The following is a 25292-nucleotide window of genomic DNA, read 5'->3' as shown; positions in this document are numbered from 1 at the left end:
GAGATCCGCTGGTGGCGCGATATGCCCCAGGAGCCCGCCGGCGCGGCCTCCGGGCCCGCGTACGAGCAGCTGCGCGGCGCGGCGCGGCAGATGCTGATGGCGGGCGCGCTCTCGGCGCGCGGCCGGGCGGGTTACCACGGCGCCCGCCACCGGCGGCAGGCGCGGGCCGCGGTCGGCGGGGTCCTGGTCTCCCCCGAGCGCGGCGCGCGCACCCTCACCGCGTTCGTCCCGGTCGCCACCGGGCGTGCGATCACCGTCCGGCTGCACCACGCGCTCCAGGCGGTCCGGGAGGCCGCCGACCACGAGCGGGCGACCGGGAGCACGGCGGCCTTCGGGCCGGCCGTGGCGCTCGGGGTGTGCCGGGAGCTGACGGAGGCGGTCATCGCGCTGGTGCGCGGCTCGGAGGGGGTGCGGATAGCGCTGGAGTTCTCGCCCGAGGCCGGCGTGCCCGAGGGATGCCCGCCCGGGGGCGGGCCGGTGGAGTTCTCGCCCGGCGATCTGCCCGCGCTGCGGGCCGCGGGCGCGCGCTATCTCCGGGACGAGCCCTCCGTGCCGGTCCGGATCACGGGCACGGTGGTCCGGATGAGCCGCCCGGGGCCGTGGGGACGCGGTGCGGTGCGGCTCAGGGTGCTGGCGGGGGCCGAGGTGCCGCATGTGCGGGTGGCGCTGGAGGAGGAGGCGTACCGCACGGCGGGCCGGGCCCATCTGGCCGGGCTGCCGATCCGGGTCGCCGGGCGGCTGGAGAGCCGGGGCGGCTTCCGTCGGCTCAGCGACGCGTCCGGGGTGGAGCCCGTGCCGGCTCTCCAGCCGCGGACGGAGCCCGACGCCCGCTGACGCCGTCGCGGACGGAGCCCGACGGCCGCTGAGACGGGCGGCGAACGGGCCCGCGGAGCCCCCTCGCGGGCAGCCGCCGGCGGCTCCCGGCAGGTCGCGCGGACAACCGTTTCGCGAGCGACCCCCTCCGCTCGGTACGATTCAGAGACGCCCAGCGTTCGCTGGAGCACCCCAGCAGTCAGGAGAGACCGGTGGCAGACGTCCGTGTGATCATCCAACGCGATTCCGAGCGGGAAGAGCGCGTGGTGACTACGGGTACGACGGCCGCTGATCTCTTCGCCGGCGAGCGCACCGTCGTCGCCGCCCGGGTCGCGGGCGAGCTGAAGGACCTCGCGTACGAGATCGGCGACGGCGAGGAGGTCGAGCCCGTCGAGATCTCCTCCGAGGACGGCCTCAACATCCTCCGCCACTCCGCCGCCCATGTCATGGCGCAGGCCGTGCAGGAGCTGTTCCCTGAGGCCAAGCTCGGCATCGGCCCGCCGGTCAAGGACGGCTTCTACTACGACTTCGACGTCGAGAAGCCGTTCACGCCCGAGGATCTCAAGGCCGTCGAGAAGAAGATGCAGGAGATCCAGAAGCGCGGGCAGCGTTTCTCGCGCCGTGTGGTGAGCGATGACGCCGCCCGCGAGGAGCTGGCCGACGAGCCGTACAAGCTGGAGCTGATCGGGCTGAAGGGCTCGGCCTCCAGCGACGACGGCGCGGACGTCGAGGTCGGCGCCGGTGAGCTGACGATCTACGACAACCTGGACGCCAAGACCGGTGAGCTCTGCTGGAAGGACCTGTGCCGCGGTCCCCACCTGCCCACCACCCGGAACATCCCGGCGTTCAAGCTGATGCGCAACGCCGCCGCGTACTGGCGCGGCAGCGAGAAGAACCCGATGCTCCAGCGGATCTACGGCACCGCCTGGCCCTCCAAGGACGAGCTGAAGGCCCACCTCGACTTCCTCGCCGAGGCCGAGAAGCGCGACCACCGCCGGCTCGGCAACGAACTGGATCTGTTCTCCGTCCCGGACGAGATCGGCTCCGGCCTGGCCGTCTTCCACCCGCGCGGGGGGATCATCCGGCGGACGATGGAGGACTACTCCCGCAAGCGGCACGAGGAGGAGGGGTACGAGTTCGTCTACTCCCCGCACGCCACCAAGGGCGCGCTCTTCGAGAAGAGCGGTCACCTGGACTGGTACGCGGAGGGCATGTACCCCCCCATGCAGCTCGACGGTGGTACGGACTACTACCTCAAGCCCATGAACTGCCCGATGCACAACCTGATCTTCGACGCCCGCGGTCGCTCCTACCGCGAGCTGCCGCTGCGGCTGTTCGAGTTCGGCACGGTGTACCGGTACGAGAAGTCCGGAGTGGTCCACGGCCTGACCCGGGCGCGCGGCTTCACCCAGGACGACGCCCATATCTACTGCACCCGTGAGCAGATGGCCGAGGAGCTCGACCGCACCCTCACCTTCGTGCTGAATCTGCTCCGGGACTACGGTCTGACCGACTTCTATCTGGAGCTGTCCACCAAGGACCCGGAGAAGTACGTCGGCTCGGACGACACCTGGACCGAGGCCACCGAGGTGCTGCGGCAGGTGGCCGAGAAGCAGGGCCTCCCGCTGACTCCCGACCCGGGCGGCGCGGCGTTCTACGGGCCCAAGATCTCGGTGCAGGCACGGGACGCGATCGGCCGGACCTGGCAGATGTCGACGATCCAGCTCGACTTCAACCTCCCCGAGCGCTTCAACCTGGAGTACACCGCCCCGGACGGCTCCCGGCAGCGGCCCGTCATGATCCACCGGGCGCTCTTCGGATCGATCGAGCGGTTCTTCGCCGTGCTCCTGGAGCACTACGCGGGTGCCATGCCGCCGTGGCTGGCCCCGGTCCAGGCGGTCGGCATCCCGATCGGCGACGCCCATGTCGACTACCTTCAGGAGTTCGCCGCCGAGGCGAAGAAGAAGGGCCTGCGGGTCGAGGTCGACGCGTCCTCCGACCGGATGCAGAAGAAGATCCGCAACCATCAGAAGCTGAAGGTCCCGTTCATGGTCATCGTCGGTGACGACGACATGAACGCCGGTACGGTCTCGTTCCGCTACCGCGACGGCTCGCAGGAGAACGGCATCCCGCGCGAGGAGGCGCTGGCGAAGCTGGCGAAGGCCGTCGAGGACCGCGTACAGGTCTGACGCCGTCGAGGACCGGGTAGAGGTCTGACGCCGTCTGTCGACAGGGAACCCCCGGGGCTTCAGGGCCCCGGGGGTTCCCTGTCCTGGTCCAGCGTGAACGTCTGGATCACCCAGGACGAGAACGACCCCGTGACCGCCCCCAGCAGCGCCATGCCCCCGGCCATCATCGCCACCGCGACCGTCCGCCCCATCGGGGTCACCGGGGTGATGTCGCCGTAGCCGACCGTGGTCAGCGTCGAGCACGTCCACCACACCGAATCCCCGAAGGTCGTGATCGTCGCCCCCGGCGCGCCGCGCTCCGCCGAGTACACCGTCAGCGCCCCCGCGAAGCCCAGCAGCACCGCCGACATGCTCGCGTAGGCGATCACCCGGGCGTACAGCGTCAGCCGTGCGTGGGCGCGGCGGTGCCGTACCGTCTCGTAGATCCGTACGACCCGCAGCGGACGCAGCAGCGGCAGCAGCACCACGATCGCGTCCATCACATGCCGGCGGACATAGGACAGGCCCTGGCCGCTGAGCCGCCACCGCACCAGATAGTCGATGAGGAACAACGACCAGAGCGCGTAGGTCACCGCCAGCAGCACGTCCCGCCAGCCCTCGGACAGGCCCTCGGCCAGCACCCGGACCGCGTAACAGAAGAGATAGAGCATCGACGCCAGAAACAGCGGGAGCTCCGTGCGCCGGTGCCAGCGCAACTGACCGTTCTCCTCATCCATCGCTCCAGCATCGCGGCGAGCGCCCCGGCCCGCCCCCGGCGACACGCCCCGCGGGGGCGGGGCCATATGCTGCACAGCATGACGAGTGAGCCGGAGCAGCAGATCGGAGTGGGAACGCCCGACGCGTTCCAGCGCCTGTGGACGCCCCACCGGATGGCGTATATCCAGGGGGAGAACAAGCCGGACGGGCCCGAGGCCGGTGACGGCTGCCCCTTCTGCTCCATCCCCGCCAAGTCCGACGAGGACGGGCTGGTGATCGCGCGCGGTTCCCATGTGTACGCGGTGCTCAACCTCTACCCGTACAACGGCGGCCATCTGATGGTGGTGCCCTTCCGGCACATCGCCGACTACACCGAGCTGGACGAGCCGGAGACGGCCGAGCTGGCGCTGTTCACCAAGCGCGCCATGACCGCTCTGCGGACGGCGTCCGGGGCGCATGGGTTCAACATCGGGATGAACCAGGGAGGGGCGGCCGGGGCGGGGATCGCCGCCCATCTGCATCAGCACATCGTGCCCCGCTGGGGTGGGGACACCAACTTCATGCCGGTCGTCGCGCATACGAAGGTGCTGCCGCAGTTGCTCGCCGACACCAGGGCGATGCTCGCCCGCGCCTGGCCGGCCTGAGCGCCGCAGGGGCCCGGTCTCCCCAGAGGAGAGCCGGGCCCGGTGTCCGCGGTCGCCGCCTACGCGTCGTACAGATCCGCCTTCTTCGGGGCCGGGTCCTGGACGCCGCCGCTGACGGCCATCGACCGGCCCGCGAAGCGTTCGGTGTCCACGCCGTTCTCCTCCAGCACCTTCAGCGCCGCGGCGTGGGCCACCCGCAGTACGGGCGTGGCCGCGCGCATCGCGTCATCGGCCATGAACCGGTGCCGCCAGGGCTTCTCCGCCCAGGCGTGCCGCAGCCCGAACGGCTCCGGCAGCACCAGCTTGCCGCCGAGGAAGTCCAGGATCGGCGGATACCAGGTGAAGGGCGCACGCACCGCCAGCCGCACCACCTCGGGCACCTCCACCAGCGGCAGCGTCCGGGTCCGGGTCTCCCAGAAGCGGAGGGTCTTGCTCACGGTCTCCGTCTTGGGCGAGGACTTGGTGGTGAACAGCCCGTGGACCGGGCCCAGGGCATGCCCGGTGACCTCGACCCGAAGGGTCTCGTGGAGCACTGTGACCGTGATCATCATCGTGATCACCAGCTGCCCGTCCCAGAGGGTGAACTGCACCCCCAGATAGTGACGGTTGCCGCTGCCGAACTGCTGGTGGTTGCAGATGCGCTGTATTTCATGGCCCTTGACCTGGAAGGACTCCACGTCCTGGCCCTCCGGCCGGGAGACCGACTTGGCGTCCTCGCCGACCGGGGAGACGATCCAGTGCTTCACCGAAGGGGTGGGAAAACCACCGGAGTTCAGCGGGCCGCGCTCCAGCAGCTTCAGCTTGTCGTGGATGGCCCTTATGACGTCCCAGCTGCGGAACTGGTTGATCTCCTTGCCCGGCGCCTTGGAGACCAGCTCCTCGGCCATCTGCCAGCTGCCCCAGCGGGTCCCCATGCCCAGTATGCCCTTGGGGCCCGCGTAGAAGACCGAGTTGGAGTGCTGCTCGGCGGTGAGCTTCTCCAGACTCTGGCGCAGCTGCTCGCGCGCCGAGTCCCCCGGATTGCCGGGCACCGTGTCGGGGATCTTCGCCCCGATGCCGCCGCCGGAGAGCAGCCCGTCCCAGCGGTCGCGCAGATCCTTGGCCGTCGACTCGCAGATCCGCCGCGCCAGCAGCCAGCCGACGACCGGCGCGACGATCATCCCGCGCAGGTAGTACGCCAGGAAGCCGGTGAACGGCAGCCGGATGAGCAGGATCAGCGCCAGCCCGCCGATGGCGAGCAGCAGCAGCGTGCCCAGGGTGCCGGCGCGCTTGTTCGCCGATCCGGCGATGGTGCGGCGGAGCTGGAACACGCCCAGCCACAGCAGCAGTCCGGGCAGGAAGAGCAGCCCGCAGACCGCCATCACGACGGTCAGTTTCGTATCGCGCTCTTTGCGGATATGGCTGGCGGCGAGGCAGTGCTCCACCACCGTCTGCGGCTCCATCCCGAAGGACTGGATCAGCGCGGCACGCCCGCTGCCGAGCATCCGCGTCTGCACGGCGCGCGCGAACGCCTCGCCCAGATTCGGCTCGAAGAGCGAGAACTTGCCCGCCTTCACCTCGGATTTATGCCATTCGCTGTCGGCCTTGAGGATCTCCTCGACCGGGCTGTCACGGTACGCGGCCGAGGCGAGCGCATGCGTCGCCGCGGTCTGTCCGGCCGAGCCCATGAGCGGGACCTGTGCTCCTGGACTGAAATCGAATCCGTCGCTCGTCACTTACCGCCCCCAACGCCGCTTCGCCTCCGCTCCGCGGCTGTTCCCGACTACCGTGCCCCGCACACCTGCTGAACTGGGCACCTCAGCGTATCCGTGTGGTGTCGTCCGCGTCACGGGAGTTGAGCACCCGGCGGGAAATGCCACCCGTCCACGGGGGCGGACCGGGCGGGCGGCGTCTCCCGCGTGCCCGGACCGGACGGGCGGCGTCCACGACGGGGCGGGGGCCGTCGTACGGGAGTCGCGGGAACGGCCGGGGGCGCAGCAGCCTCGGGTCCCGCCGGAGCCGCAGCAGCCCCGGGTCCCCCGGGTCCCCCCGAACCCCCGCACGCCCCCGCTGTCACGCCGCCCCCTCGGCCTCCTCGCGCACCCGCTGGGCGACCTGCTGCGGCATCGGCTCATGGCGGGCGTACGCACGGCTGAACCGTCCCGTCCCATGGGAGAGGGAGCGCAGATCGATCGCGTACCGTCCGATCTCGATCTCCGGCACCTCGGCCCGTACCAGCGTGAGCGATCCGGCGGACTGCTCGGTGCCGACCACCCGGCCGCGCCGCCCGGACAGATCGTTCATCACCGGCCCCACATATTCGTCCGAAACCAGCACCTGCACCTCGGCCACCGGCTCCAGCAGATGGATAGGGGAGTCCGCGGCGGCCTCGCGCAGGGCCAGCGCGCCCGCGGTCTGGAAGGCGGCGTCGGAGGAATCCACCGAGTGCGCCTTTCCGTCGAGCAGGGTGATCCGCACGTCCACCAGCGGATATCCGGCGGCGACCCCGCGCGCGGCCTGGGCGCGTACCCCCTTCTCGACGGACGGGATGAACTGCCGGGGCACCGCTCCGCCCACCACCTTGTCCACGAACTCGACGCCCGAGCCCGGAGGCAGCGGCTCCACCTCGATCTCGCAGATCGCGTACTGGCCATGGCCCCCCGACTGCTTCACATGCCGTCCGCGCCCCGCCGACCGCTCGCCGAAGGTCTCCTTGAGCGTGACCTTGTGGGGCACGACGTCGACCTGCACGCCGTAGCGGGTGCGCAGCCGCTCCAGCGCGACATCGGCGTGGGCCTCGCCCAGACACCACAGCACCACCTGATGGGTGGCCTGATTCTGCTCCAGCCGCATCGTCGGGTCCTCGGCGACCAGCCGGGAGAGCCCCTGGGAGAGCTTGTCCTCGTCCGCCTTGCTGTGCGCCTGGACGGCCAGCGGCAACAGCGGATCGGGCATCGGCCAGGGCTCCATCAGCAGTGGATCGTCCTTGGCGGAGAGGGTGTCGCCGGTCTCCGCGCGGGAGAGCTTGGCCACGCACCCCAGATCTCCGGCGATCACCCTGTTGAGCGGGCGCTGCTGTTTGCCGAAGGGGACGGTGAGCGCGCCGACGCGCTCCTCCACATCGTGGTCCTCGTGGCCGCGGTCGGCGAGACCGTGCCCGGAGACATGCACCGTCTCATCGGGGCGCAGGGTGCCGGAGAAGACCCGTACCAGGGAGATCCGGCCCACATACGGGTCCGAGGCGGTCTTGACGACCTCGGCGACCAGCGGGCCGTCGGGATCGCAGACGATCCGGGGGCGCGGCGTGCCCTGCGGGGTGGTGACGGCCGGGCACTCGGGCTCCAGCGGGGTGGGGAAGCCGCCGGTGATCAGTTCGAGGAGCTCGACCGTGCCGAGGCCCTGCCGCGCGCCGTCGGCCGCGGGAGCCGCGGCGAGCACCGGATGGAAGACGCCGCGGGCGACGGCCTTCTCCAGATCGTCGATGAGGGTCTTCAGCTCGATCTCCTCGCCGCCGAGATAGCGGTCCATCAGGGTCTCGTCCTCGCTCTCGGCGATGATCCCCTCGATCAGCCGGTTGCGGGCCTCCTCGATGAGGGCCGTCTGCTCCGGGTCGGGGGCCGCCGCCGAGCGTTCGCCGGAGGAGTAGTCGAAGATCTTCCGGGAGAGCAGTCCGGCCAGCCCGGTGACCGGCGCGTGGCCGTCGGGTCCCGGGGCGCCGTACTGGGGCAGATACAGCGGCAGCACGGCGTCGGGGTCGTCGCCCCCGAAGATCTTCGCGCAGACCCGGGTCAGCTCCTCGTAGCCGGTCCGCGCGGTCTCCAGATGGGTGACGACGATCGCACGGGGCATGCCGACCGCGGCGCACTCCTCCCACACCGCCCGGGTCGTGCCCGCGACCGCCTCCGCCTCCTGGGCCGCCGAGACGATGAAGAGGGCCGCGTCCGCGGCGCGCAGACCGGCCCTCAGCTCCCCCACGAAGTCGGCGTATCCGGGGGTGTCCAGCAGATTGATCTTGAATCCGTCCCATTCGACCGGAACGAGCGAGAGCTGTACGGAACGCTGCTGCCGGTGCTCGATCTCGTCGTAGTCGGACACGGTGGCGCCGTCCTCGACCCGGCCCGCCCGGTTCACCGCCCCGGCGGTGAGCGCCAGCGCCTCGGTGAGGGTCGTCTTGCCGGAGCCGCTGTGGCCGACCAGCACCACATTCCGTACGGATGCGGGCCGGTCGGCCGCCGTAGCCCTGCCGGCGGCTCCGGGGTGGGTGTTCGCCTTGTCGCCCATGGGTCCTGCCTCCCGATCGATCCGACCGTTCGCACCGGCCGCGTGGCGTCGGCTGCCCGGCGACGGCGCATGGTGAGGAGATGTGGGCCACGGACGGAATGGCCCCCGGACGGAGCCGCGGAGCCGTGGACGGGGCCTCCGGGAGGCGTCCGGGGGCGGCCACTGCGCCGCCCGCAGTCGTCTTGTGCCGAATCGGCCGGGGCGCACGCGGTCCGTGGGGCTCCGGCCTCCATCGTCCTTCGAGCTTTCCACTCCGCCCGGGGCCCGTCCATACGTCGTACCGCACCGTGCGGCATGCGGGTGCGCGAGCGGCCGGATCGGTACGGGCGGAGGGGTCGCCCGGACGGGTGGCGGGAAGGGCGCCTGAGGGGGCGGCCCGCGGCCGGGCGGGTGGACGCAGGCGTACCGGCGGGGGCGTACGGCCGCCGGACGCGGGACCCCGGGGCGCGTGGGGGCGCGTACGGCGGCGTGCTCCCCAGGCCCCCAGTCAGGCCCCCGGTCAGGCCCGCGGCCAGGCCCCCGGCGGACGTGCGAGAACGCGGTGCGCGGCCCCGGGCACACCGCCCCGGCGGCCCGCCGGGACGGGTCCCAGCGGTGGACCGCTCCGGTCCTGGCTACGATGGGCCAGCCGGCGGCCGATGGGGCCGTGCGGCACACCGAACCTCGGGAAGGCCATGCTGAACAAGTACGCGCGTGCATTCTTCACGCGTGTCCTCACTCCGATCGCCGCATTTCTGCTCCGTCGCGGGGTGAGTCCTGACGCGGTCACTCTCATCGGCACGGCCGGAGTGATGGCGGGCGCACTGGTCTTCTTCCCCAGGGGAGAGTTCTTCTGGGGCACGATCGTCATCACGCTCTTCGTCTTCTCCGATCTGATCGACGGCAATATGGCGCGGCAGGCCGGGATCTCCAGCCGGTGGGGGGCGTTCCTCGACTCCACCCTGGACCGGGTCGCCGACGCCGCGATCTTCGGCGGCTTCGCGCTCTGGTACGCGGGCCGGGGCGACGACAATGTGCTCTGCGCGGTGTCGATCTTCTGTCTGGCGAGCGGCCAGGTCGTCTCGTACACCAAGGCGCGCGGCGAGGCGATCGGTCTGCCGGTCGCCGTCAACGGACTGGTCGAGCGCGCCGAGCGGCTGGTGATCTCGCTGGTCGCCGCCGGACTCGCCGGACTGCACGCGTTCGGCGTGCCCGGTGTGGACGTACTGCTGCCGATCGCGCTGTGGATCGTCGCCGTCGGCAGCGCGGTGACGATCGGGCAGCGCGTGGTGACCGTACGCCGGGAGTCCGCGGAGGCCGACGCCGCCGGCCGCAGCGAGGCCGGGGCGGCGTGATGCGCGACCGCCTGACCGACGCCCTGTACGGGCTGGGCTGGGGCGCGGTGCGGAAACTGCCCGAACCGGTGGCCTCCGCGCTCGGCCGGACCATCGCGGACACCGCGTGGAAGCGGCGCGGCAAGGGCGTGCTCAGGCTGGAGGCCAATCTCGCCAGAGTGGTGCCCGACGCCGGACCCGAGCGCCTCGCCGAGCTCTCGAAGGCCGGAATGCGCTCCTATATGCGGTACTGGATGGAGTCCTTCCGGCTGCCCGTGTGGAGCGCGGAGCGCGTACGGCGCCATGTGACGATCAATGACGCGCACTATCTGACGGACGGCATCGCCGCCGGGCGCGGGGTGATAATCGCGCTGCCGCACCTGGCCAACTGGGACCTCGCCGGGGCCTGGGTGACCCGGACCCTGAACACCCCCTTCACCACGGTCGCCGAGCGGCTGAAGCCGGAGTCGCTGTACGACCGGTTCGTGGCGTACCGCGAGAGCCTCGGCATGGAGGTGCTGCCCCACGCGGGCGGCGCGGCCTTCGGGACCCTGGCGCGGCGGCTGCGCGCGGGCGGACTGGTCTGTCTGGTCGCCGACCGCGATCTGTCGTCGTCGGGCGTCGAGGTGAAGTACTTCGGCGAGACGGCCCGGATGCCCGCCGGGCCCGCGCTGCTCGCCCAGCAGACCGGGGCGCTGCTGCTGCCGGTCACCCTCTGGTACGGGGACGAGCCCGCGATGCACGGCAGGATCCACCCGCCGGTGGAGGTGCCGGAGACGGGCACCCGCGCGGAGAAGACCTCCGCCATGACCCAGGCGCTGGCCGACGCCTACGCGACGGGGATCGCCGAGCACCCCGAGGACTGGCACATGCTGCAACGGCTCTGGCTCGCGGATCTGGAGCCCCGGCCCGGGGAGGGACGCCGATGAAGATCGGCATCGTCTGCCCCTACTCCTGGGACGTGCCGGGCGGCGTCCAGTTCCACATCAGGGACCTGGCGGAGCATCTGATCCGGCTGGGACATCAGGTGTCGGTGCTGGCCCCGGCCGACGACGACACCCCGCTGCCGCCGTTCGTGGTGTCGGCGGGCCGCGCCGTGCCCGTCCCGTACAACGGCTCGGTCGCCCGGCTGAACTTCGGCTTCATCTCCGCCGCGCGGGTGCGGCGCTGGCTGCACGAGGGCACCTTCGACGTCATCCACATCCATGAGCCGACCTCGCCCTCGCTGGGGCTGCTGAGCTGCTGGGCCGCCCAGGGGCCGATCGTGGCGACCTTCCACACCTCCAATCCGCGCTCCCGGGCCATGATCGCCGCCTATCCGATCCTCCAGCCCGCGCTGGAGAAGATCAGCGCGCGGATCGCGGTGAGCGAGTACGCGCGGCGCACGCTGGTGGAGCATCTGGGCGGCGACGCGGTGGTCATCCCCAACGGGGTGGACGTCGGCTTCTTCGAGAGGGCGGAGCCGAAGGCTGAGTGGCAGTCCCGCTCCGCCGCGGCGGCCGACGGCTCCGACGGCGGCGTCATCGGCTTCGTCGGACGGATCGACGAGCCCCGCAAGGGCCTGCCGGTGCTGATGAAGGCCCTGCCCGCGATTCTGGCCGCCCGGCCCGGCGTCCGGCTGCTGGTGGCCGGCCGGGGCGACGAGGAGGAGGCGGTCTCCGGCCTGCCGAAGGAGATGCGGGCGAACGTCGAGTTCCTCGGCATGGTCAGCGACGAGGACAAGGCGCGGCTGCTGCGCAGCGTCGATCTGTACATCGCGCCCAACACCGGAGGCGAGAGCTTCGGCATCGTCCTGGTGGAGGCGATGTCGGCGGGTGCGCCCGTGCTCGCGAGCGATCTGGACGCCTTCGCGCAGGTCCTGGACCAGGGCGGGGCCGGTGAGCTCTTCGCCAACGAGGACGCCGGTGCGCTGGCGGCGGCGGCGATCCGGCTGCTGGGCGACCCCGCCCGCCGGGCGGAGCTGCGCCGGCGGGGGAGTGCGCATGTCCGGCGCTTCGACTGGTCGACGGTGGGCGCGGACATCCTGTCGGTGTACGAGACGGTGACGGACGGCACCTCGTCGGTGGCGGCCGACGACCGTCCGGGACTGCGGGCGCGCTTCGGGCTGGCGCGGAGCTGAGCGCTCGGCGTGTCCGGGCCGCTCGCCCGGGATCGGGCTGGATGGGCGTCGGATCGGGTTGGGTCGGGTCGGCGGGGGCTTGCCAGGGCATGCGGGAGCGGCCTGATCCGGACGGCGGAGTCCGGGCCGGGGACCGCCTCGGCGGGAAGCCGTCTCCGGAGCAGGCGACCACAGCCTTACGGACCGTGACGGCAAGACGGTAGCCTTACGGACCGTGACCGCAACGCTCATCTGGATCTTCGTCGGCCTCCTCGTCATCGGCCTGTACCTCAGCTGGACCGCCGGCCGGCTCGACCGCCTCCACACCCGTATCGACGCCGCCCGCGCCGCCCTCGACGCCCAGCTGCTGCGCCGTGCGTCGGTCACCCAGGAGCTCGCCACCTCCGGGGTGCTCGACCCGGCCGCGTCGATCGTGCTGTACGAGGCGGCCCACGCCGCCCGCCAGGCCGAGGAGGAGCAGCGCGAGGTCGCCGAGAGCGAGCTGAGCGCGGCCCTGCGCGCGGTCTTCTCCGAGACCGCGCAGGTGGAGGCGGTCCGCGAGGTGCCCGGCGGCGAGGACGCCACCGTCGAGCTGGCGCAGGCCGTACGCCGGGTGCCGATGGCGCGGCGCTTCCACAACGACGCGGTACGGGCCGCCAGGGCGCTGCGGCGGCACCGTAAGGTCCGCTGGTTCCGGCTCGCCGGGCACGCTCCCTTCCCGCTGGCCTTCGAGATGGACGACGAACCCCCGACGGCGCTGGCGGACCGCCCGGTCACCTGAAGGCGACACCGGAGCTCCGCTTGGGCGTCTGAACCGGCGCGGGCGGGCGGGCACCCTCTCACGTACCGGCCCCAGGGCCGTGGCTCATGCCCCCTCGCGTACCGGCCCCAAGGCCGTGGCTCATGCCCCCTGCACCGGACTCACCTGCGAAACCCCGGTCGAAAACGATCCACCGCCTGTTCATTGGCCCTTGCAGTGGACTGATCCCCGGATGTTCCATCGATGACGCACGGCAACGTCCCGCGCACCCCATCGACCGTCGTCCCGAGTGAGGTTCCTCCGTGTCCAGCACCCCTTCCGCCACCCCGCAGCCCTTCGGCGCACCGGCGACCGGCACCGCCCGGGTCAAGCGCGGCATGGCCGAGCAGCTCAAGGGCGGCGTCATCATGGATGTGGTCAACGCCGAGCAGGCGAAGATCGCCGAGGACGCGGGCGCGGTGGCCGTCATGGCCCTGGAGCGGGTCCCCGCCGACATCCGCAAGGACGGCGGCGTCGCCCGGATGTCCGACCCCAACATGATCGAGGAGATCATCGAGGCGGTCTCCATCCCCGTGATGGCCAAGTCCCGCATCGGCCACTTCGTCGAGGCCCAGGTGCTCCAGTCCCTCGGCGTCGACTACATCGACGAGTCGGAGGTGCTCACTCCGGCCGACGAGGTCAACCACTCCGACAAGTGGGCCTTCACCACCCCCTTCGTCTGCGGCGCCACCAACCTCGGCGAGGCCCTGCGCCGGATCGCCGAGGGCGCGGCCATGATCCGCTCCAAGGGCGAGGCCGGCACCGGCAACGTCGTGGAGGCCGTCCGCCATCTGCGCCAGATCAAGAACGAGATCGCCAGGCTCCGCGGCTTCGACAACAACGAGCTGTACGCCGCCGCCAAGGAGCTGCGCGCCCCTTACGAGCTGGTCAAGGAGGTCTCCGAGCTGGGCAGGCTGCCCGTGGTCCTCTTCTCGGCCGGCGGTGTGGCCACCCCCGCCGACGCCGCGCTGATGCGCCAGCTCGGGGCCGAGGGCGTCTTCGTCGGCTCGGGCATCTTCAAGTCCGGCGACCCGGCCAAGCGTGCCGCCGCCATCGTCAAGGCGACCACCTTCTACGACGACCCCAAGATCATCGCGGATGCCTCCCGCAACCTGGGCGAGGCCATGGTCGGCATCAACTGCGACACCCTCCCCGAGTCCGAGCGCTACGCCAACCGGGGCTGGTGATGGCCGCTCCCGCGACGCCCCTCATCGGGGTACTCGCCCTCCAGGGCGACGTACGGGAGCATCTGACCGCCCTGGCCCAGGCATCCGCCGAGGCCAGGCCGGTCAGACGGCCCGAGGAGCTCGCCGCGGTCGACGGGCTGGTGATCCCCGGCGGGGAGTCCACCACCATGTCCAAGCTGGCGCATCTCTTCGGCATGATGCAGCCGCTCCGTGAGCGGGTGGCCGCCGGGATGCCCGTCTACGGGAGCTGCGCGGGCCTGATCATGCTCGCCGAGAAGATCCTCGACCCGCGCTCCGGGCAGGAGACCGTGGGCGGCATCGACATGATCGTCCGCCGTAACGCCTTCGGACGGCAGAACGAGTCCTTTGAGGCGTCCGTCGATCTGGCGGGTGTGGCGGGGGGCCCGGTCGAGGGCGTGTTCATCCGCGCCCCCTGGGTCGAGTCGGTCGGCGCGCAGGTGGAGGTGCTCGCGGAGTACGGCGGGCATATCGTCGCCGTACGGCAGGGCAACGCCATGGCGACGTCGTTCCACCCCGAGCTCACCGGGGACCACAGGGTGCACGGTCTGTTCGCGGACATGGTGCGCGCGGACCGGTGACCCGCTCCCGGTAGGATCTCTGCCGAACACCGCAGCAATGGGTAACGCGAAGGAGACAGGCAGATGTCCGGCCACTCTAAATGGGCTACGACGAAGCACAAGAAGGCCGTGATCGACGCCAAGCGCGGCAAGCTCTTCGCGAAGCTGATCAAGAACATCGAGGTCGCCGCCCGTACCGGCGGAGCGGACGTCGACGGCAACCCCACCCTCTTCGACGCCATCCAGAAGGCGAAGAAGTCGTCGGTCCCGAACAAGAACATCGACTCCGCGGTCAAGCGCGGCGCCGGCCTGGAGGCCGGTGGCGCGGACTACGAGACGATCATGTACGAGGGCTACGGCCCCAACGGTGTCGCGGTGCTCATCGAGTGCCTCACCGACAACCGCAACCGCGCGGCCTCGGACGTACGGGTCGCCATGACCCGCAACGGCGGCTCGATGGCCGACCCGGGGTCGGTGTCCTACCTGTTCAACCGCAAGGGCGTGGTGATCGTCCCCAAGGGTGAGCTGAGCGAGGACGACGTGCTGGGCGCGGTCCTCGAAGCGGGCGCCGAGGAAGTCAACGACCTGGGCGAGTCCTTCGAGGTGCTCAGCGAGGCCACCGACCTGGTCGCGGTGCGCACCGCGCTCCAGACCGAGGGCATCGACTACGACTCCGCCGAGGCCAACTTCGTCCCGACCATGCAGGTCGAGCTGGACGAGGACGGCGCGCGCAAGATCTTCAAGCTGATCGACGCGCTGGAGGACAGCGACGACGTGCAGAACGTCTTCGCCAACTTCGACGTCTCCGACGAGGTCATGGAGAAGGTCGACGCCTGAGACAGGTGGTCTGAGCCAGGTCTGCGACAGGTCTGGGACAGATGGACGACGGGCGGGGGCCGGCCACCGGCCCTCGCCCGAGAATCCGAAAAGAGGGCGGGCCGACGGGAGAAACCCCCGTCGGCCCGTCCTCTTTCGCATGCGTTGTCAGTGCGGCCGGATAGCCTGCACAAACAGACGAACGACGGGAGGGGCGGCGTGCGCGTGCTCGGGGTGGACCCAGGGCTGACCCGATGCGGGGTCGGCGTGGTCGAGGGGGTGGCCGGACGCCCGCTCACCATGATCGGCGTCGGCGTCGTGACCACCCCCGCCGACGCGGAGCTCGGCAGCCGGCTGCTCGCCATCGAGCAGGGCATCGAGCGCTGGCTCGACGAGCACCGGCCCGAGCATGTCGCCGTCGAGCGCGTCTTCAGCCAGCACAATGTGCGTACGGTGATGGGCACCGCGCAGGCCAGTGCCGTCGCCATGCTCTGCGCCACCCGCCGGGGCATCCCCGTCGTCCTGCACACGCCCAGCGAGGTGAAGGCCGCCGTCACCGGCAGCGGCCGGGCCGACAAGGCGCAGGTCGGCGCGATGGTGACCCGGCTGCTGCGGCTGGACGCCCCGCCCCGGCCCGCCGACGCGGCGGACGCCCTCGCCCTCGCCATCTGCCACATCTGGCGTGCCCCGGCGCAGACCCGCCTCCAGCGCGCCGTAGCCCAGCACACCGCCGCCCGGCACCCTGCCGCCCGGCACACCGCCTCCCAGCATCCCGCCGGGCCCGCACCGAAAGGCCGTACCGCATGATCGCCTTTGTGAGCGGCCAGGTCGCCGCCCTCGCCCCCACCACCGCGGTCATCGAGGTCGGCGGCGTCGGCATGGCCGTCCAGTGCACGCCGAACACCCTGGCCGCGCTCCGTATCGGCCAGGAGGCCAGGCTCGCGACCTCGCTCGTGGTGCGGGAGGACTCCCTGACGCTCTACGGCTTCGCGGACGACGACGAGCGCCAGATCTTCGAGCTGCTCCAGACCGCCAGCGGGGTCGGGCCCCGGCTGGCACAGGCGATGCTCGCCGTCCACACCCCCGACGCCCTGCGGATCGCCGTGGCGAGCGGGGACGAGAAGGCGCTGACCGCCGTCCCCGGCATCGGCAAGAGGGGCGCGCAGAAGCTGCTGCTCGAACTGAAGGACCGGCTCGGCGAGCCGGTCGGCGCCCCCGGCGTGCGGCGCGGCGCCGTCGCTCCCGGCCCGGCCCCCTGGCGCGACCAGCTGCACGCGGCCCTGATCGGCCTGGGGTACGCGGCCCGGGAGGCCGACGAGGCGGTGGCGGCGGTCGCCCCCCAGGCCGAGGCGTCGACCGGAGCCCCTCAGGTGGGACAGCTGCTCAAGGCGGCCCTCCAGAGCCTGAACCGCACCAGATGACCTCCCTCGCCCGGCCCGCGCGGCACCCCGCCCCCCTCACCTCGGCCCGCGCGGTGCACCCCACAGCGCCCCGACCCGCGGCGCACGGCAGACCTGGCCCGCTCGGCGCACGGCACAGCACGCTGACCGGCCGCGCACAACAGCACGCTGACCGGCCGCGCACAGCAGACCCGGCCCCCACCCGCCCGGCGGCCCCGCCGCCCCCACCACATGAGGCACACGCAGTGAACTGGGACGACAGCACCCCCGCCCCCGCCGATGACGCCGCCGACCACGACGGGCGGCTGGTCGGGGCCTCGGCCGACGGCGAGGACCAGGCGGTCGAGGCGGCGCTGCGGCCCAAGTCGCTGGCGGAGTTCGTGGGCCAGGAGCGGGTCCGCGAGCAGCTCGACCTGGTCCTGAAAGCCGCCCTGGCCCGGGGCGCGACCGCCGATCATGTGCTGCTCTCCGGTGCGCCGGGACTCGGCAAGACCACCCTCTCCATGATCATCGCCGCCGAGATGCAGGCCCCGATCCGGATCACCTCCGGCCCCGCCATCCAGCACGCGGGAGACCTCGCCGCGATCCTCTCGTCCCTCCAGGAGGGTGAAGTTCTCTTTCTCGACGAGATCCACCGGATGTCCCGGCCCGCGGAGGAGATGCTCTACATGGCCATGGAGGACTTCCGGGTCGACGTGATCGTCGGCAAGGGTCCCGGCGCCACCGCCATCCCCCTGGAGCTCCCCCCGTTCACGCTGGTCGGGGCCACCACCCGGGCCGGACTGCTGCCGCCCCCGCTGCGCGACCGCTTCGGGTTCACCGCGCATATGGAGTTCTACGACCCCGCCGAGCTGGAGCGCGTCGTCCACCGCTCCGCCCAGCTGCTGGATGTGGAGATCGACACGGCCGGCGCGGCCGAGATCGCCGGGCGCTCCCGGGGCACCCCCCGTATCGCCAACCGGCTGCTGCGCCGGGTCAGGGACTATGCCCAGGTCAAGGTGGACGGGGTGATCACCCAAGAGGTGGCGGCGGCGGCCCTCGCGGTCTACGAGGTGGACACCCGGGGGCTGGACCGGCTCGACCGCGCGGTGCTCCAGGCCCTGCTCAAGCTGTTCGGCGGCGGCCCCGTGGGGCTCTCCACGCTCGCGGTGGCCGTGGGGGAGGAGCGCGAGACGGTCGAGGAGGTCGCCGAGCCCTTCCTGGTGCGGGAGGGCCTGCTGGCCAGGACGCCGCGCGGCCGGATCGCCACCCCGGCGGCCTGGGCGCACCTGGGGCTCGTGCCCCCGCAGCACGCGCCCGGCGCGGGCGGACAACCCGGCTTGTTCGGGGCGTGACGGCGCGGAGACTCCACCGGGGGGAACCACGATGGGATGCTGGGCGTTGTTCCAATGATGCGGACTCGCTTAGACTCCGCCGATGCCGACCTTCCGGGTCGGCGTGCCCACCCCCGTAGATTGGCCGCCTCTCCGACGCGGTCGTGTGAAGGAAGTTTCTTCCCGTGAATCTCCTGACCCTCCTCCCCTTCATTGTGCTCATCGGGGCCATGTTCCTGATGACCCGCTCCGCCAAGAAGAAGCAGCAGCAGGCCGTGCAGATGCGCGACTCGATGCAGCCAGGCACCGGAGTGCGGACGATCGGGGGCATGTATGCCACCGTCAAGGAGATCCACGACGACACCGTGCTCCTTGAGGTCGCCCCCGGCGTCCACGCCGTCTACGCCAAGAACGCCATCGGCGCGGTCCTCGACGACGACGAGTACAACCGCATCGTCCACGGCGACGACCCGGCCGGCGAGACCCCGGTCGTCCCGGACGACGCGTCCTCGCTGACCGAGTCCGCCGACTCCGACGAGCCCAAGATCGACCTCGGCAAGAAGCCCGAGGCGGACGAGGCCCGGACCGAGACGCCGAAGGGCGACGCCGACAGCGCCGATCCCAAGGCCGGCAAGGACGGCAAGTCCGACGGCGAGAAGTAGTCGCTTTCGGGGACCGTGACGGCGCCGACCGGCGCCGGGCGGTCCCCCGGTCGTGTTGACTTCTGCGGGGGCAGGTCCCCACAACACTTCGTGGCCGCCCCGGCGCATACCCGGCACGGGGCGGTTGGACAGGGAGAAACGAGAAGGTGGCAGCACCGAACAGGGGCCGAAGGCCCGCGGGGGCTCAGGGGAAGCCAGGTCGCACCCTGGTCATGATCCTGATCGCCATGGTCGCGCTGACCGGCGGGATGTTCGCGACCGGGGACACCACGCCTCGCCTGGGCATCGACCTCGCGGGCGGTACGACGATCACGCTCAAGGCCAAGGCTCAGCCTGGCAAGGAGAGCGCGGTCAACGAGACCAATATGAACACCGCGGTCGGGATCATCGAGCGCCGTGTCAATGGTCTCGGCGTCTCGGAGGCCGAGGTCCAGACCCAGGGCCGCGAGCACATCATCGTCAACATCCCCAAGGGGACCGACTCGGAGCAGGCCCGTAAGCAGGTCGGCACCACCGCCCAGCTCTTCTTCCGGCCGGTGCTGACCGTCGCCGCCGGGGGCAGCACTCCGCAGGAGGCCAGCCCGAGCGCCTCCGCCGACAAGGCGGGCAAGGGCGACAAGGGCGACAAGGCCACTGAGGGCAAGAAGGACGACGAGGCCAAGGCAGGGGACGGCGACGAGACCGCCTCCTCCTCGACGCCCGGCGACAGCCCCACCACCCAGGGCCGTGCCGTCACCGACGCCCTGAAGGCCCCCACGGCGGACCCCTCGGGCTCGGCCACGGACGCCCCGAAGGACGCGGAGAAGTCGTCGGACGCCCCGAAGTCCACCGACGCCCCGGCTCCGGCCCAGTCGGCCTCCCCCGAGATGGCCGCCCTGGAGAAGCAGTTCATCTCCCTGAACTGTGAGAGCAAGACCCAGCGCGGCAAGCTCGGCGAGAACGCCCTGCCCGAGAAGCCCACCGTGGCCTGTGGCAAGGACGCCTCCGGCGCGTGGGAGAAGTACATCCTCGGCCCGGCCGAGGTGGACGGCAAGGACATCGACGAGGCCAAGGGCCAGCTGGACCAGCAGCGCGGCATGTGGATCGTCACCATGGACTTCACCAAGTCCGGCGCGAAGAAGTTCCAGAAGATCACCAGCGAGCTGTCGCAGCAGCAGTCGCCGCAGAACCAGTTCGCGATCGTCCTCGACGGCGAGGTCATGTCGGCCCCGCAGGTCAACCAGACCCTCAGCGCCAACGCCGAGATCTCCGGAAACTTCAACCAGGACTCCGCCCAGGAACTGGGCAACATGCTCTCCTACGGAGCCCTGCCGCTCTCCTTCAACGAGGAGAGCGTCACCACCGTCAGCGCCGCGCTCGGCGGCGAGCAGCTGCGCGCCGGTCTGATCGCGGGCGCCATCGGCCTCGCGCTGGTCGTCATCTATCTGGTGGCCTACTACCGGGGCCTCGCGGCCATCGCGATCCTGAGCCTGCTGGTCTCCGCGGTTCTGACCTACACCCTGATGGCGCTGCTCGGCCCCGCCATCGGCTTCGCGCTGAACCTGCCCGCCGTCTGTGGCGCCATCGTCGCCATCGGCATCACAGCGGACTCGTTCATCGTCTACTTCGAACGCATAAGAGACGAGATCCGCGAGGGCCGCACCATGCGGCCGGCCGTCGAGCGGGCCTGGCCGCGCGCCCGGCGCACCATTCTCGTCTCCGACTTCGTCTCCTTCCTCGCCGCCGCGGTGCTCTTCCTGGTCACCGTCGGCAAGGTCCAGGGCTTCGCCTTCACCCTCGGTCTGACCACCCTGCTCGATGTGGTCGTGGTGTTCTTCTTCACCAAGCCGCTGATGACGATCCTCGCCCGCACGAAGTTCTTCGGGGGCGGTCACCCCTGGTCCGGGCTGGACCCGGCACGCCTCGGGGTCCAGCCTCCGCTGCGCCGCTCGCGCCGCACCTCCGTCGTCCCCACCGACCCGAAGGAGGCGTGAGATGTCACGTCTCGGCACCATTGGCGTCCGGCTCTACCGCGGCGAGATCGGCTACGACTTCGTCGCCAAGCGCAAGTTCTGGTACGCGGTCTCGATTCTGATCACCATCACGGCCATCGTCGGCCTGGCGGTGCGCGGCCTGAACATGGGCATCGAGTTCAAGGGCGGAGCGGTCTTCAACACCCCGAAGACCAGCGTCTCCGTCACCCAGGTGCAGGAAACCGCGACGGAGACCTCCGGCCACCACGCCATCGTCCAGAAACTGGGCAACGACACCCTGCGCATCCAGGTCAGCGACCTGGACACCACCCAGGCCACCAAGGTCCAGAACGCGCTGGCCAAGGACCTGGGCATCTCCGCCGACAAGATCGCCGCCGAGCTGGTCGGCCCCAGCTGGGGTGAGCAGATCGCCAACAAGGCATGGACCGGCCTCGGGATCTTCATGATCCTTGTGGTGATCTATCTCGCCATCGCCTTCGAATGGCGGATGGCGCTCGCCGCGCTGATCGCGCTGATCCACGACCTCACCATCACCGTCGGCGTCTACGCGCTCGTCGGCTTCGAGGTCACCCCGGGCACGGTGATCGGTCTGCTCACCATCCTCGGTTACTCCCTCTACGACACCGTCGTCGTCTTCGACGGACTCAAGGAGGGCGCGGTCGGGATCACCAAGCAGACCCGGTACACCTACAGCGAGATCGCCAATCGCAGTCTCAACGGCACCCTGGTGCGCTCCATCAACACCACGGTGGTGGCGCTGCTCCCGGTCGCCGGTCTGCTCTTCATCGGCGGCGGCTTCCTCGGCGCCGGCATGCTGAACGACATCTCGCTGTCGCTGTTCGTGGGTCTCGCGGCCGGCGCCTACTCGTCGATCTTCATCGCCACCCCGCTCGTCGCCGACCTCAAGGAACGCGACCCGCAGATGCAGGCCCTGCGCAAGCGGGTGCTCGCCAAGCGGGCGGCGGCTGCGGCCAAGGGCGAGTCCCCGGACGCCGAGGACGGCCCCGACGGTCATCTGGACGAGGACGGTCTCGACGGTCCCCTCCCCGGTGACGCCGCTCCCGCCGGAGCCGGCGGCACGGTGGTCGCACCCCGCGGCGGCCGTGGCCGCGGCCGTTCCTCGGGCAGGCGCCGATGACGGCCGCCCCCCGGGAGCTGCTGCTCAGCCGGATCCGCGATGTCCCCGACTATCCGAAGCCGGGGGTGGTCTTCAAGGACATCACCCCGCTGCTCGCGGACCCGGAGGCATTCGGCGTCCTCACCGACGCGCTCGCCCGGCTGTGCGCCGCCCAGGGAGCCACGAAGATCGTCGGCCTGGAGGCCCGCGGCTTCATCCTGGGCGCGCCGGTCGCGATCCGCGCGGGCCTGGGCTTCATCCCCGTACGCAAGGCGGGCAAGCTCCCCGGAGCGACGCTCTCCCAGGCGTACGAGCTGGAGTACGGCACCGCCGAGATCGAGGTGCACGCCGAGGACCTGGCCCCGGGCGACCGGGTCATGGTCATCGACGATGTGCTGGCCACCGGCGGCACCGCGGGAGCCGCGGTGGAGCTGATCCGCCGCGGCGGCGCGGATGTCGCGGGCATAGCGGTACTGATGGAGCTCGGCTTCCTCGGCGGCCGGGCCCGGCTGGAGCCCGCCCTGCGCGGGGCCCCGCTGGAGGCGCTGCTCTCCCTCTGAGCCCGCCCGTCGAGGGCGGACGACGACACGACCCCTGGGGTCCCGGGAATTCCGGGACCCCAGGGGTCTGTTTCAGCCTCTGGGGCGGTAGAAGGCCGAGGTCGATACGATGGCCTTTCCGGACCTGACCGGGGGACCCGGAACCGCACGAGGAGCGCTCTTGCCAGACAAGGCCCGTCCCGCCACCGCCGCCCAGCCCGAGCGGACCGCCGATCAGGCCGCGGCCGGGGCCGTCGCGCCCGCGAAGAAGCCCGCAGACCCCGCTCAGGGGACCCGTGGGCCCGCCGCGCCGGGAGCGGCTCCCGCGGCGGCTCAGGGGCCCGCCGCCAAGCCTTCCGGGCCGCCTCCCGCCCCCGCGTCCAAGTCGGCGCCGAAGCCCCCGCCCCGGCCCGCCTCCGCCGCCGCCCCGCGCGGCGCGGGATCGTCCAACCGGGTCCGCGCCCGCCTCGCCCGGCTCGGCGTCCAGCGCTCCTCCCCGTACAACCCGGTCCTGGAGCCGCTGCTGCGGATAGTGCGCGGCAACGACCCCAAGACAGAGACCTCCACACTCCGCCAGATCGAGCGCGCCTACCAGGTCGCCGAGCGCTGGCACCGGGGCCAGAAGCGCAAGAGCGGCGACCCCTACATCACCCACCCCCTCGCCGTCACCACCATCCTCGCGGAGCTGGGCATGGACCCGGCGACCCTGATGGCGGGACTGCTCCACGACACCGTCGAGGACACCGAGTACGGCCTGGACACCCTCCGCCGGGACTTCGGCGACCAGGTCGCCCTGCTGGTGGACGGCGTCACCAAGCTGGACAAGGTCAAGTTCGGCGAGGCCGCGCAGGCCGAGACCGTGCGCAAGATGGTCGTCGCCATGGCCAAGGACCCGCGCGTCCTGGTCATCAAGCTCGCCGACCGCCTCCACAACATGCGCACCATGCGCTACCTCAAGCGGGAGAAGCAGGAGAAGAAGGCCCGCGAGACGCTGGAGATCTACGCCCCGCTCGCCCATCGCCTGGGCATGAACACCATCAAGTGGGAGCTGGAGGATCTCGCCTTCGCGATCCTCTACCCCAAGATGTACGACGAGATCGTGCGGCTGGTCGCCGAGCGCGCGCCCAAGCGGGACGAGTATCTCGCCATAGTGACCGACGAGGTCCAGTCCGATCTGCGGGCCGCCCGGATCAAGGCCACCGTCACCGGACGCCCCAAGCACTACTACAGCGTCTACCAGAAGATGATCGTCCGAGGCCGGGACTTCGCGGAGATCTACGATCTGGTCGGCATCCGTGTCCTGGTCGACACCGTCCGCGACTGCTACGCGGCGCTCGGCACCGTCCACGCGCGATGGAATCCGGTCCCCGGCCGGTTCAAGGACTACATCGCCATGCCGAAGTTCAACATGTACCAGTCGCTGCACACGACGGTCATCGGACCCAACGGCAAGCCGGTCGAGCTCCAGATCCGCACCTTCGACATGCACCGCCGCGCCGAGTACGGCATCGCCGCCCACTGGAAGTACAAGCAGGAGGCCGTCGCCGGGGCCTCCAAGGTGCGCACCGATGTGCCGAAGAAGTCCGGCAAGGACGACCACATCAACGACATGGCGTGGCTGCGCCAGCTGCTCGACTGGCAGAAGGAGACCGAGGACCCCTCGGAGTTCCTGGAGTCGCTCCGCTTCGACCTCTCCCGCAACGAGGTCTTCGTCTTCACGCCCAAGGGCGATGTCATAGCGCTTCCGGCCGGTGCCACACCGGTGGACTTCGCGTACGCCGTGCACACCGAGGTCGGCCATCGCACGATAGGAGCCCGGGTCAACGGACGGCTCGTGCCGCTCGAATCCACCCTGGACAACGGCGATCTGGTGGAGGTCTTCACCTCCAAGGCCGAGGGCGCCGGGCCGTCCCGGGACTGGCTCGGCTTCGTCAAATCGCCCCGGGCCCGCAACAAGATCCGCGCCTGGTTCTCCAAGGAGCGCCGGGACGAGGCGATCGAGCAGGGCAAGGACGCCATCGTGCGGGCCATGCGCAAGCAGAATCTGCCGATCCAGCGCATCCTCACCGGCGACTCCCTGGTCACCCTCGCCCATGAGATGCGCTACCCCGACATCTCCTCGCTGTACGCGGCGATCGGCGAGGGGCATGTCGCCGCGCAGGGCGTCGTGCAGAAACTGGTGCAGGCGCTCGGCGGCGAGGAGGCCGCCAACGAGGACATCGCCGAGTCCACGCCGCCCTCGCGCAGCAGGGGCAAGAAGCACCGCTCCAACGCCGACCCCGGTGTGGTGGTCAAGGGCGTCGAGGACGTGTGGGTCAAGCTGGCGCGCTGCTGTACGCCCGTGCCCGGCGACCCGATCATCGGCTTCGTCACCCGGGGCAGCGGGGTGTCGGTCCACCGTGCGGACTGCGTCAACGTCGACTCGCTGTCACAGCAGCCCGAACGCATTCTGGAGGTCGAGTGGGCCCCGACGCAGTCCTCGGTCTTCCTGGTCGCCATCCAGGTCGAGGCGCTGGACCGGTCCCGGCTGCTCTCCGACGTCACCCGGGTCCTCTCGGACCAGCATGTCAACATCCTCTCGGCGGCCGTCCAGACCTCCCGTGACCGGGTGGCCACCTCGCGCTTCACCTTCGAGATGGGCGACCCGAAGCACTTGGGCCACGTCCTGAAGGCCGTACGGGGCGTGGAGGGCGTCTACGACGTCTACCGCGTCACCTCCGCCCGCCGCCCCTGACCCCGAAGGCCGGGGCGCGGAATCGAGCCGTACTACGGACGGGGGCCGCGCAGGCGACGGCGCAGACGTGGCGCGGGCACAGACAGCGCACGGACCCGGCCCGGACTACGGACGGGGGCCGCGCAGGGGTGGTGCCGGGACGTAAAACGTGATTTGTGGCG

Annotated in this window: 20 protein-coding genes and 1 pseudogene; 18 read left to right on the top strand and 3 right to left on the bottom strand. The window is 71.2% G+C overall.

The genetic code is table 11. The annotated features are described in order from the left end of the window. Together FF041_RS01650 and thrS are read left to right on the top strand one after the other, a co-directional pair. A pseudogene (locus FF041_RS01650) lies at positions 1 to 834 on the top strand (hypothetical protein); the annotation flags it as partial. 191 nt (positions 835 to 1025) lie between these two features. Then, a complete protein-coding gene (gene thrS / locus FF041_RS01645; RefSeq protein WP_323372271.1) occupies positions 1026 to 3002 on the top strand; it encodes a threonine--tRNA ligase in 1977 nt (658 codons plus the stop codon). Between the two features lie 59 nt (positions 3003 to 3061). On the opposite strand, the gene FF041_RS01640 is transcribed toward thrS, so the two are convergent. Then, entirely contained in the window at positions 3062 to 3718 is a 657-nt protein-coding gene (locus FF041_RS01640) for a potassium channel family protein (RefSeq protein ID WP_153520687.1), read from the bottom strand. Between the two features lie 66 nt (positions 3719 to 3784). On the opposite strand from FF041_RS01640, the gene FF041_RS01635 reads away from it, so the two are divergent. Then, positions 3785 to 4342, top strand: coding sequence for an HIT family protein (locus tag FF041_RS01635; protein WP_153486351.1), 558 nt, complete (start codon positions 3785 to 3787; stop codon positions 4340 to 4342). A 59-nt stretch (positions 4343 to 4401) separates the two neighbouring features. Here FF041_RS01635 and FF041_RS01630 read toward each other — a convergent pair whose 3' ends face one another. Together FF041_RS01630 and FF041_RS01625 are read right to left on the bottom strand one after the other, a co-directional pair. After that, positions 4402 to 6057 (bottom strand): hypothetical protein, encoded by a 1656-nt coding sequence (locus tag FF041_RS01630; protein WP_323390948.1) that lies wholly within the window; start codon positions 6055 to 6057, stop codon positions 4402 to 4404. Positions 6058 to 6394: 337 nt separating this feature from the next. After that, positions 6395 to 8602 carry an elongation factor G-like protein EF-G2 gene (locus tag FF041_RS01625; protein ID WP_153520685.1) on the bottom strand — a complete coding sequence of 736 codons (2208 nt, stop codon included), beginning with the start codon at positions 8600 to 8602 and terminating at the stop codon, positions 6395 to 6397. 674 nt (positions 8603 to 9276) lie between these two features. Here FF041_RS01625 and pgsA point away from each other — a divergent pair. From pgsA to FF041_RS01550, 15 genes are all read left to right on the top strand, one after another. Beyond that, on the top strand, positions 9277 to 9936 hold the full coding sequence (gene pgsA, locus FF041_RS01620) for a phosphatidylinositol phosphate synthase (protein ID WP_153520684.1): 660 nt from the start codon (positions 9277 to 9279) through the stop codon (positions 9934 to 9936). Next, positions 9936 to 10844, top strand: coding sequence for a phosphatidylinositol mannoside acyltransferase (locus tag FF041_RS01615; RefSeq protein WP_153520683.1), 909 nt, complete (start codon positions 9936 to 9938; stop codon positions 10842 to 10844). Before pgsA ends, FF041_RS01615 begins: the two co-directional genes overlap by 1 nt. After that, on the top strand, positions 10841 to 12034 hold the full coding sequence (locus FF041_RS01610) for a glycosyltransferase family 4 protein (RefSeq protein WP_153520682.1): 1194 nt from the start codon (positions 10841 to 10843) through the stop codon (positions 12032 to 12034). Before FF041_RS01615 ends, FF041_RS01610 begins: the two co-directional genes overlap by 4 nt. 214 nt (positions 12035 to 12248) lie before the next feature. Beyond that, positions 12249 to 12794, top strand: coding sequence for a LemA family protein (locus FF041_RS01605; protein ID WP_323390946.1), 546 nt, complete (start codon positions 12249 to 12251; stop codon positions 12792 to 12794). Positions 12795 to 13075: 281 nt separating this feature from the next. Then, positions 13076 to 13999, top strand: coding sequence for a pyridoxal 5'-phosphate synthase lyase subunit PdxS (gene pdxS / locus FF041_RS01600; RefSeq protein WP_323371650.1), 924 nt, complete (start codon positions 13076 to 13078; stop codon positions 13997 to 13999). Further along, positions 13999 to 14598: a pyridoxal 5'-phosphate synthase glutaminase subunit PdxT gene (gene pdxT, locus FF041_RS01595; protein ID WP_153520681.1), complete on the top strand. Its 600-nt coding sequence runs from the start codon at positions 13999 to 14001 to the stop codon at positions 14596 to 14598. The genes pdxS and pdxT overlap by 1 nt, the downstream gene beginning before the upstream one ends. A 63-nt stretch (positions 14599 to 14661) precedes the next feature. Next, positions 14662 to 15414 carry a YebC/PmpR family DNA-binding transcriptional regulator gene (locus FF041_RS01590; RefSeq protein ID WP_153520680.1) on the top strand — a complete coding sequence of 251 codons (753 nt, stop codon included), beginning with the start codon at positions 14662 to 14664 and terminating at the stop codon, positions 15412 to 15414. A gap of 198 nt (positions 15415 to 15612) precedes the next feature. Then, positions 15613 to 16200 (top strand): crossover junction endodeoxyribonuclease RuvC, encoded by a 588-nt coding sequence (gene ruvC, locus FF041_RS01585; RefSeq protein WP_323390945.1) that lies wholly within the window; start codon positions 15613 to 15615, stop codon positions 16198 to 16200. Then, complete coding sequence (gene ruvA / locus FF041_RS01580) at positions 16197 to 16814, top strand: Holliday junction branch migration protein RuvA (RefSeq protein ID WP_153520679.1); 618 nt, start codon at positions 16197 to 16199, stop codon at positions 16812 to 16814. Before ruvC ends, ruvA begins: the two co-directional genes overlap by 4 nt. Before the next feature lie 224 nt (positions 16815 to 17038). Beyond that, on the top strand, positions 17039 to 18127 hold the full coding sequence (gene ruvB / locus FF041_RS01575; RefSeq protein ID WP_323390943.1) for a Holliday junction branch migration DNA helicase RuvB: 1089 nt from the start codon (positions 17039 to 17041) through the stop codon (positions 18125 to 18127). 164 nt (positions 18128 to 18291) lie between these two features. Next, entirely contained in the window at positions 18292 to 18768 is a 477-nt protein-coding gene (gene yajC / locus FF041_RS01570; protein ID WP_323390941.1) for a preprotein translocase subunit YajC, read from the top strand. Positions 18769 to 18914: 146 nt separating this feature from the next. Continuing rightward, positions 18915 to 20741, top strand: coding sequence for a protein translocase subunit SecD (gene secD / locus FF041_RS01565; protein WP_323390939.1), 1827 nt, complete (start codon positions 18915 to 18917; stop codon positions 20739 to 20741). 1 nt (position 20742) lies between these two features. Further along, on the top strand, positions 20743 to 21879 hold the full coding sequence (gene secF / locus FF041_RS01560; protein WP_153520677.1) for a protein translocase subunit SecF: 1137 nt from the start codon (positions 20743 to 20745) through the stop codon (positions 21877 to 21879). Continuing rightward, positions 21876 to 22418, top strand: a complete 543-nt coding sequence (locus FF041_RS01555) for an adenine phosphoribosyltransferase (protein WP_153520676.1) — start codon at positions 21876 to 21878, stop codon at positions 22416 to 22418. Before secF ends, FF041_RS01555 begins: the two co-directional genes overlap by 4 nt. A 160-nt stretch (positions 22419 to 22578) precedes the next feature. Further along, complete coding sequence (locus FF041_RS01550; RefSeq protein ID WP_153520675.1) at positions 22579 to 25131, top strand: RelA/SpoT family protein; 2553 nt, start codon at positions 22579 to 22581, stop codon at positions 25129 to 25131. The last annotated feature ends 161 nt before the right edge of the window (positions 25132 to 25292 follow it).

The sequence above is a fragment of the Streptomyces jumonjinensis genome (assembly GCF_009600885.1).
Classification (GTDB): domain Bacteria; phylum Actinomycetota; class Actinomycetes; order Streptomycetales; family Streptomycetaceae; genus Streptomyces; species Streptomyces jumonjinensis.
The sequence above is the reverse complement of the archived record's forward strand: the minus strand, read 5'-3'. Positions and strand labels throughout refer to the sequence as shown.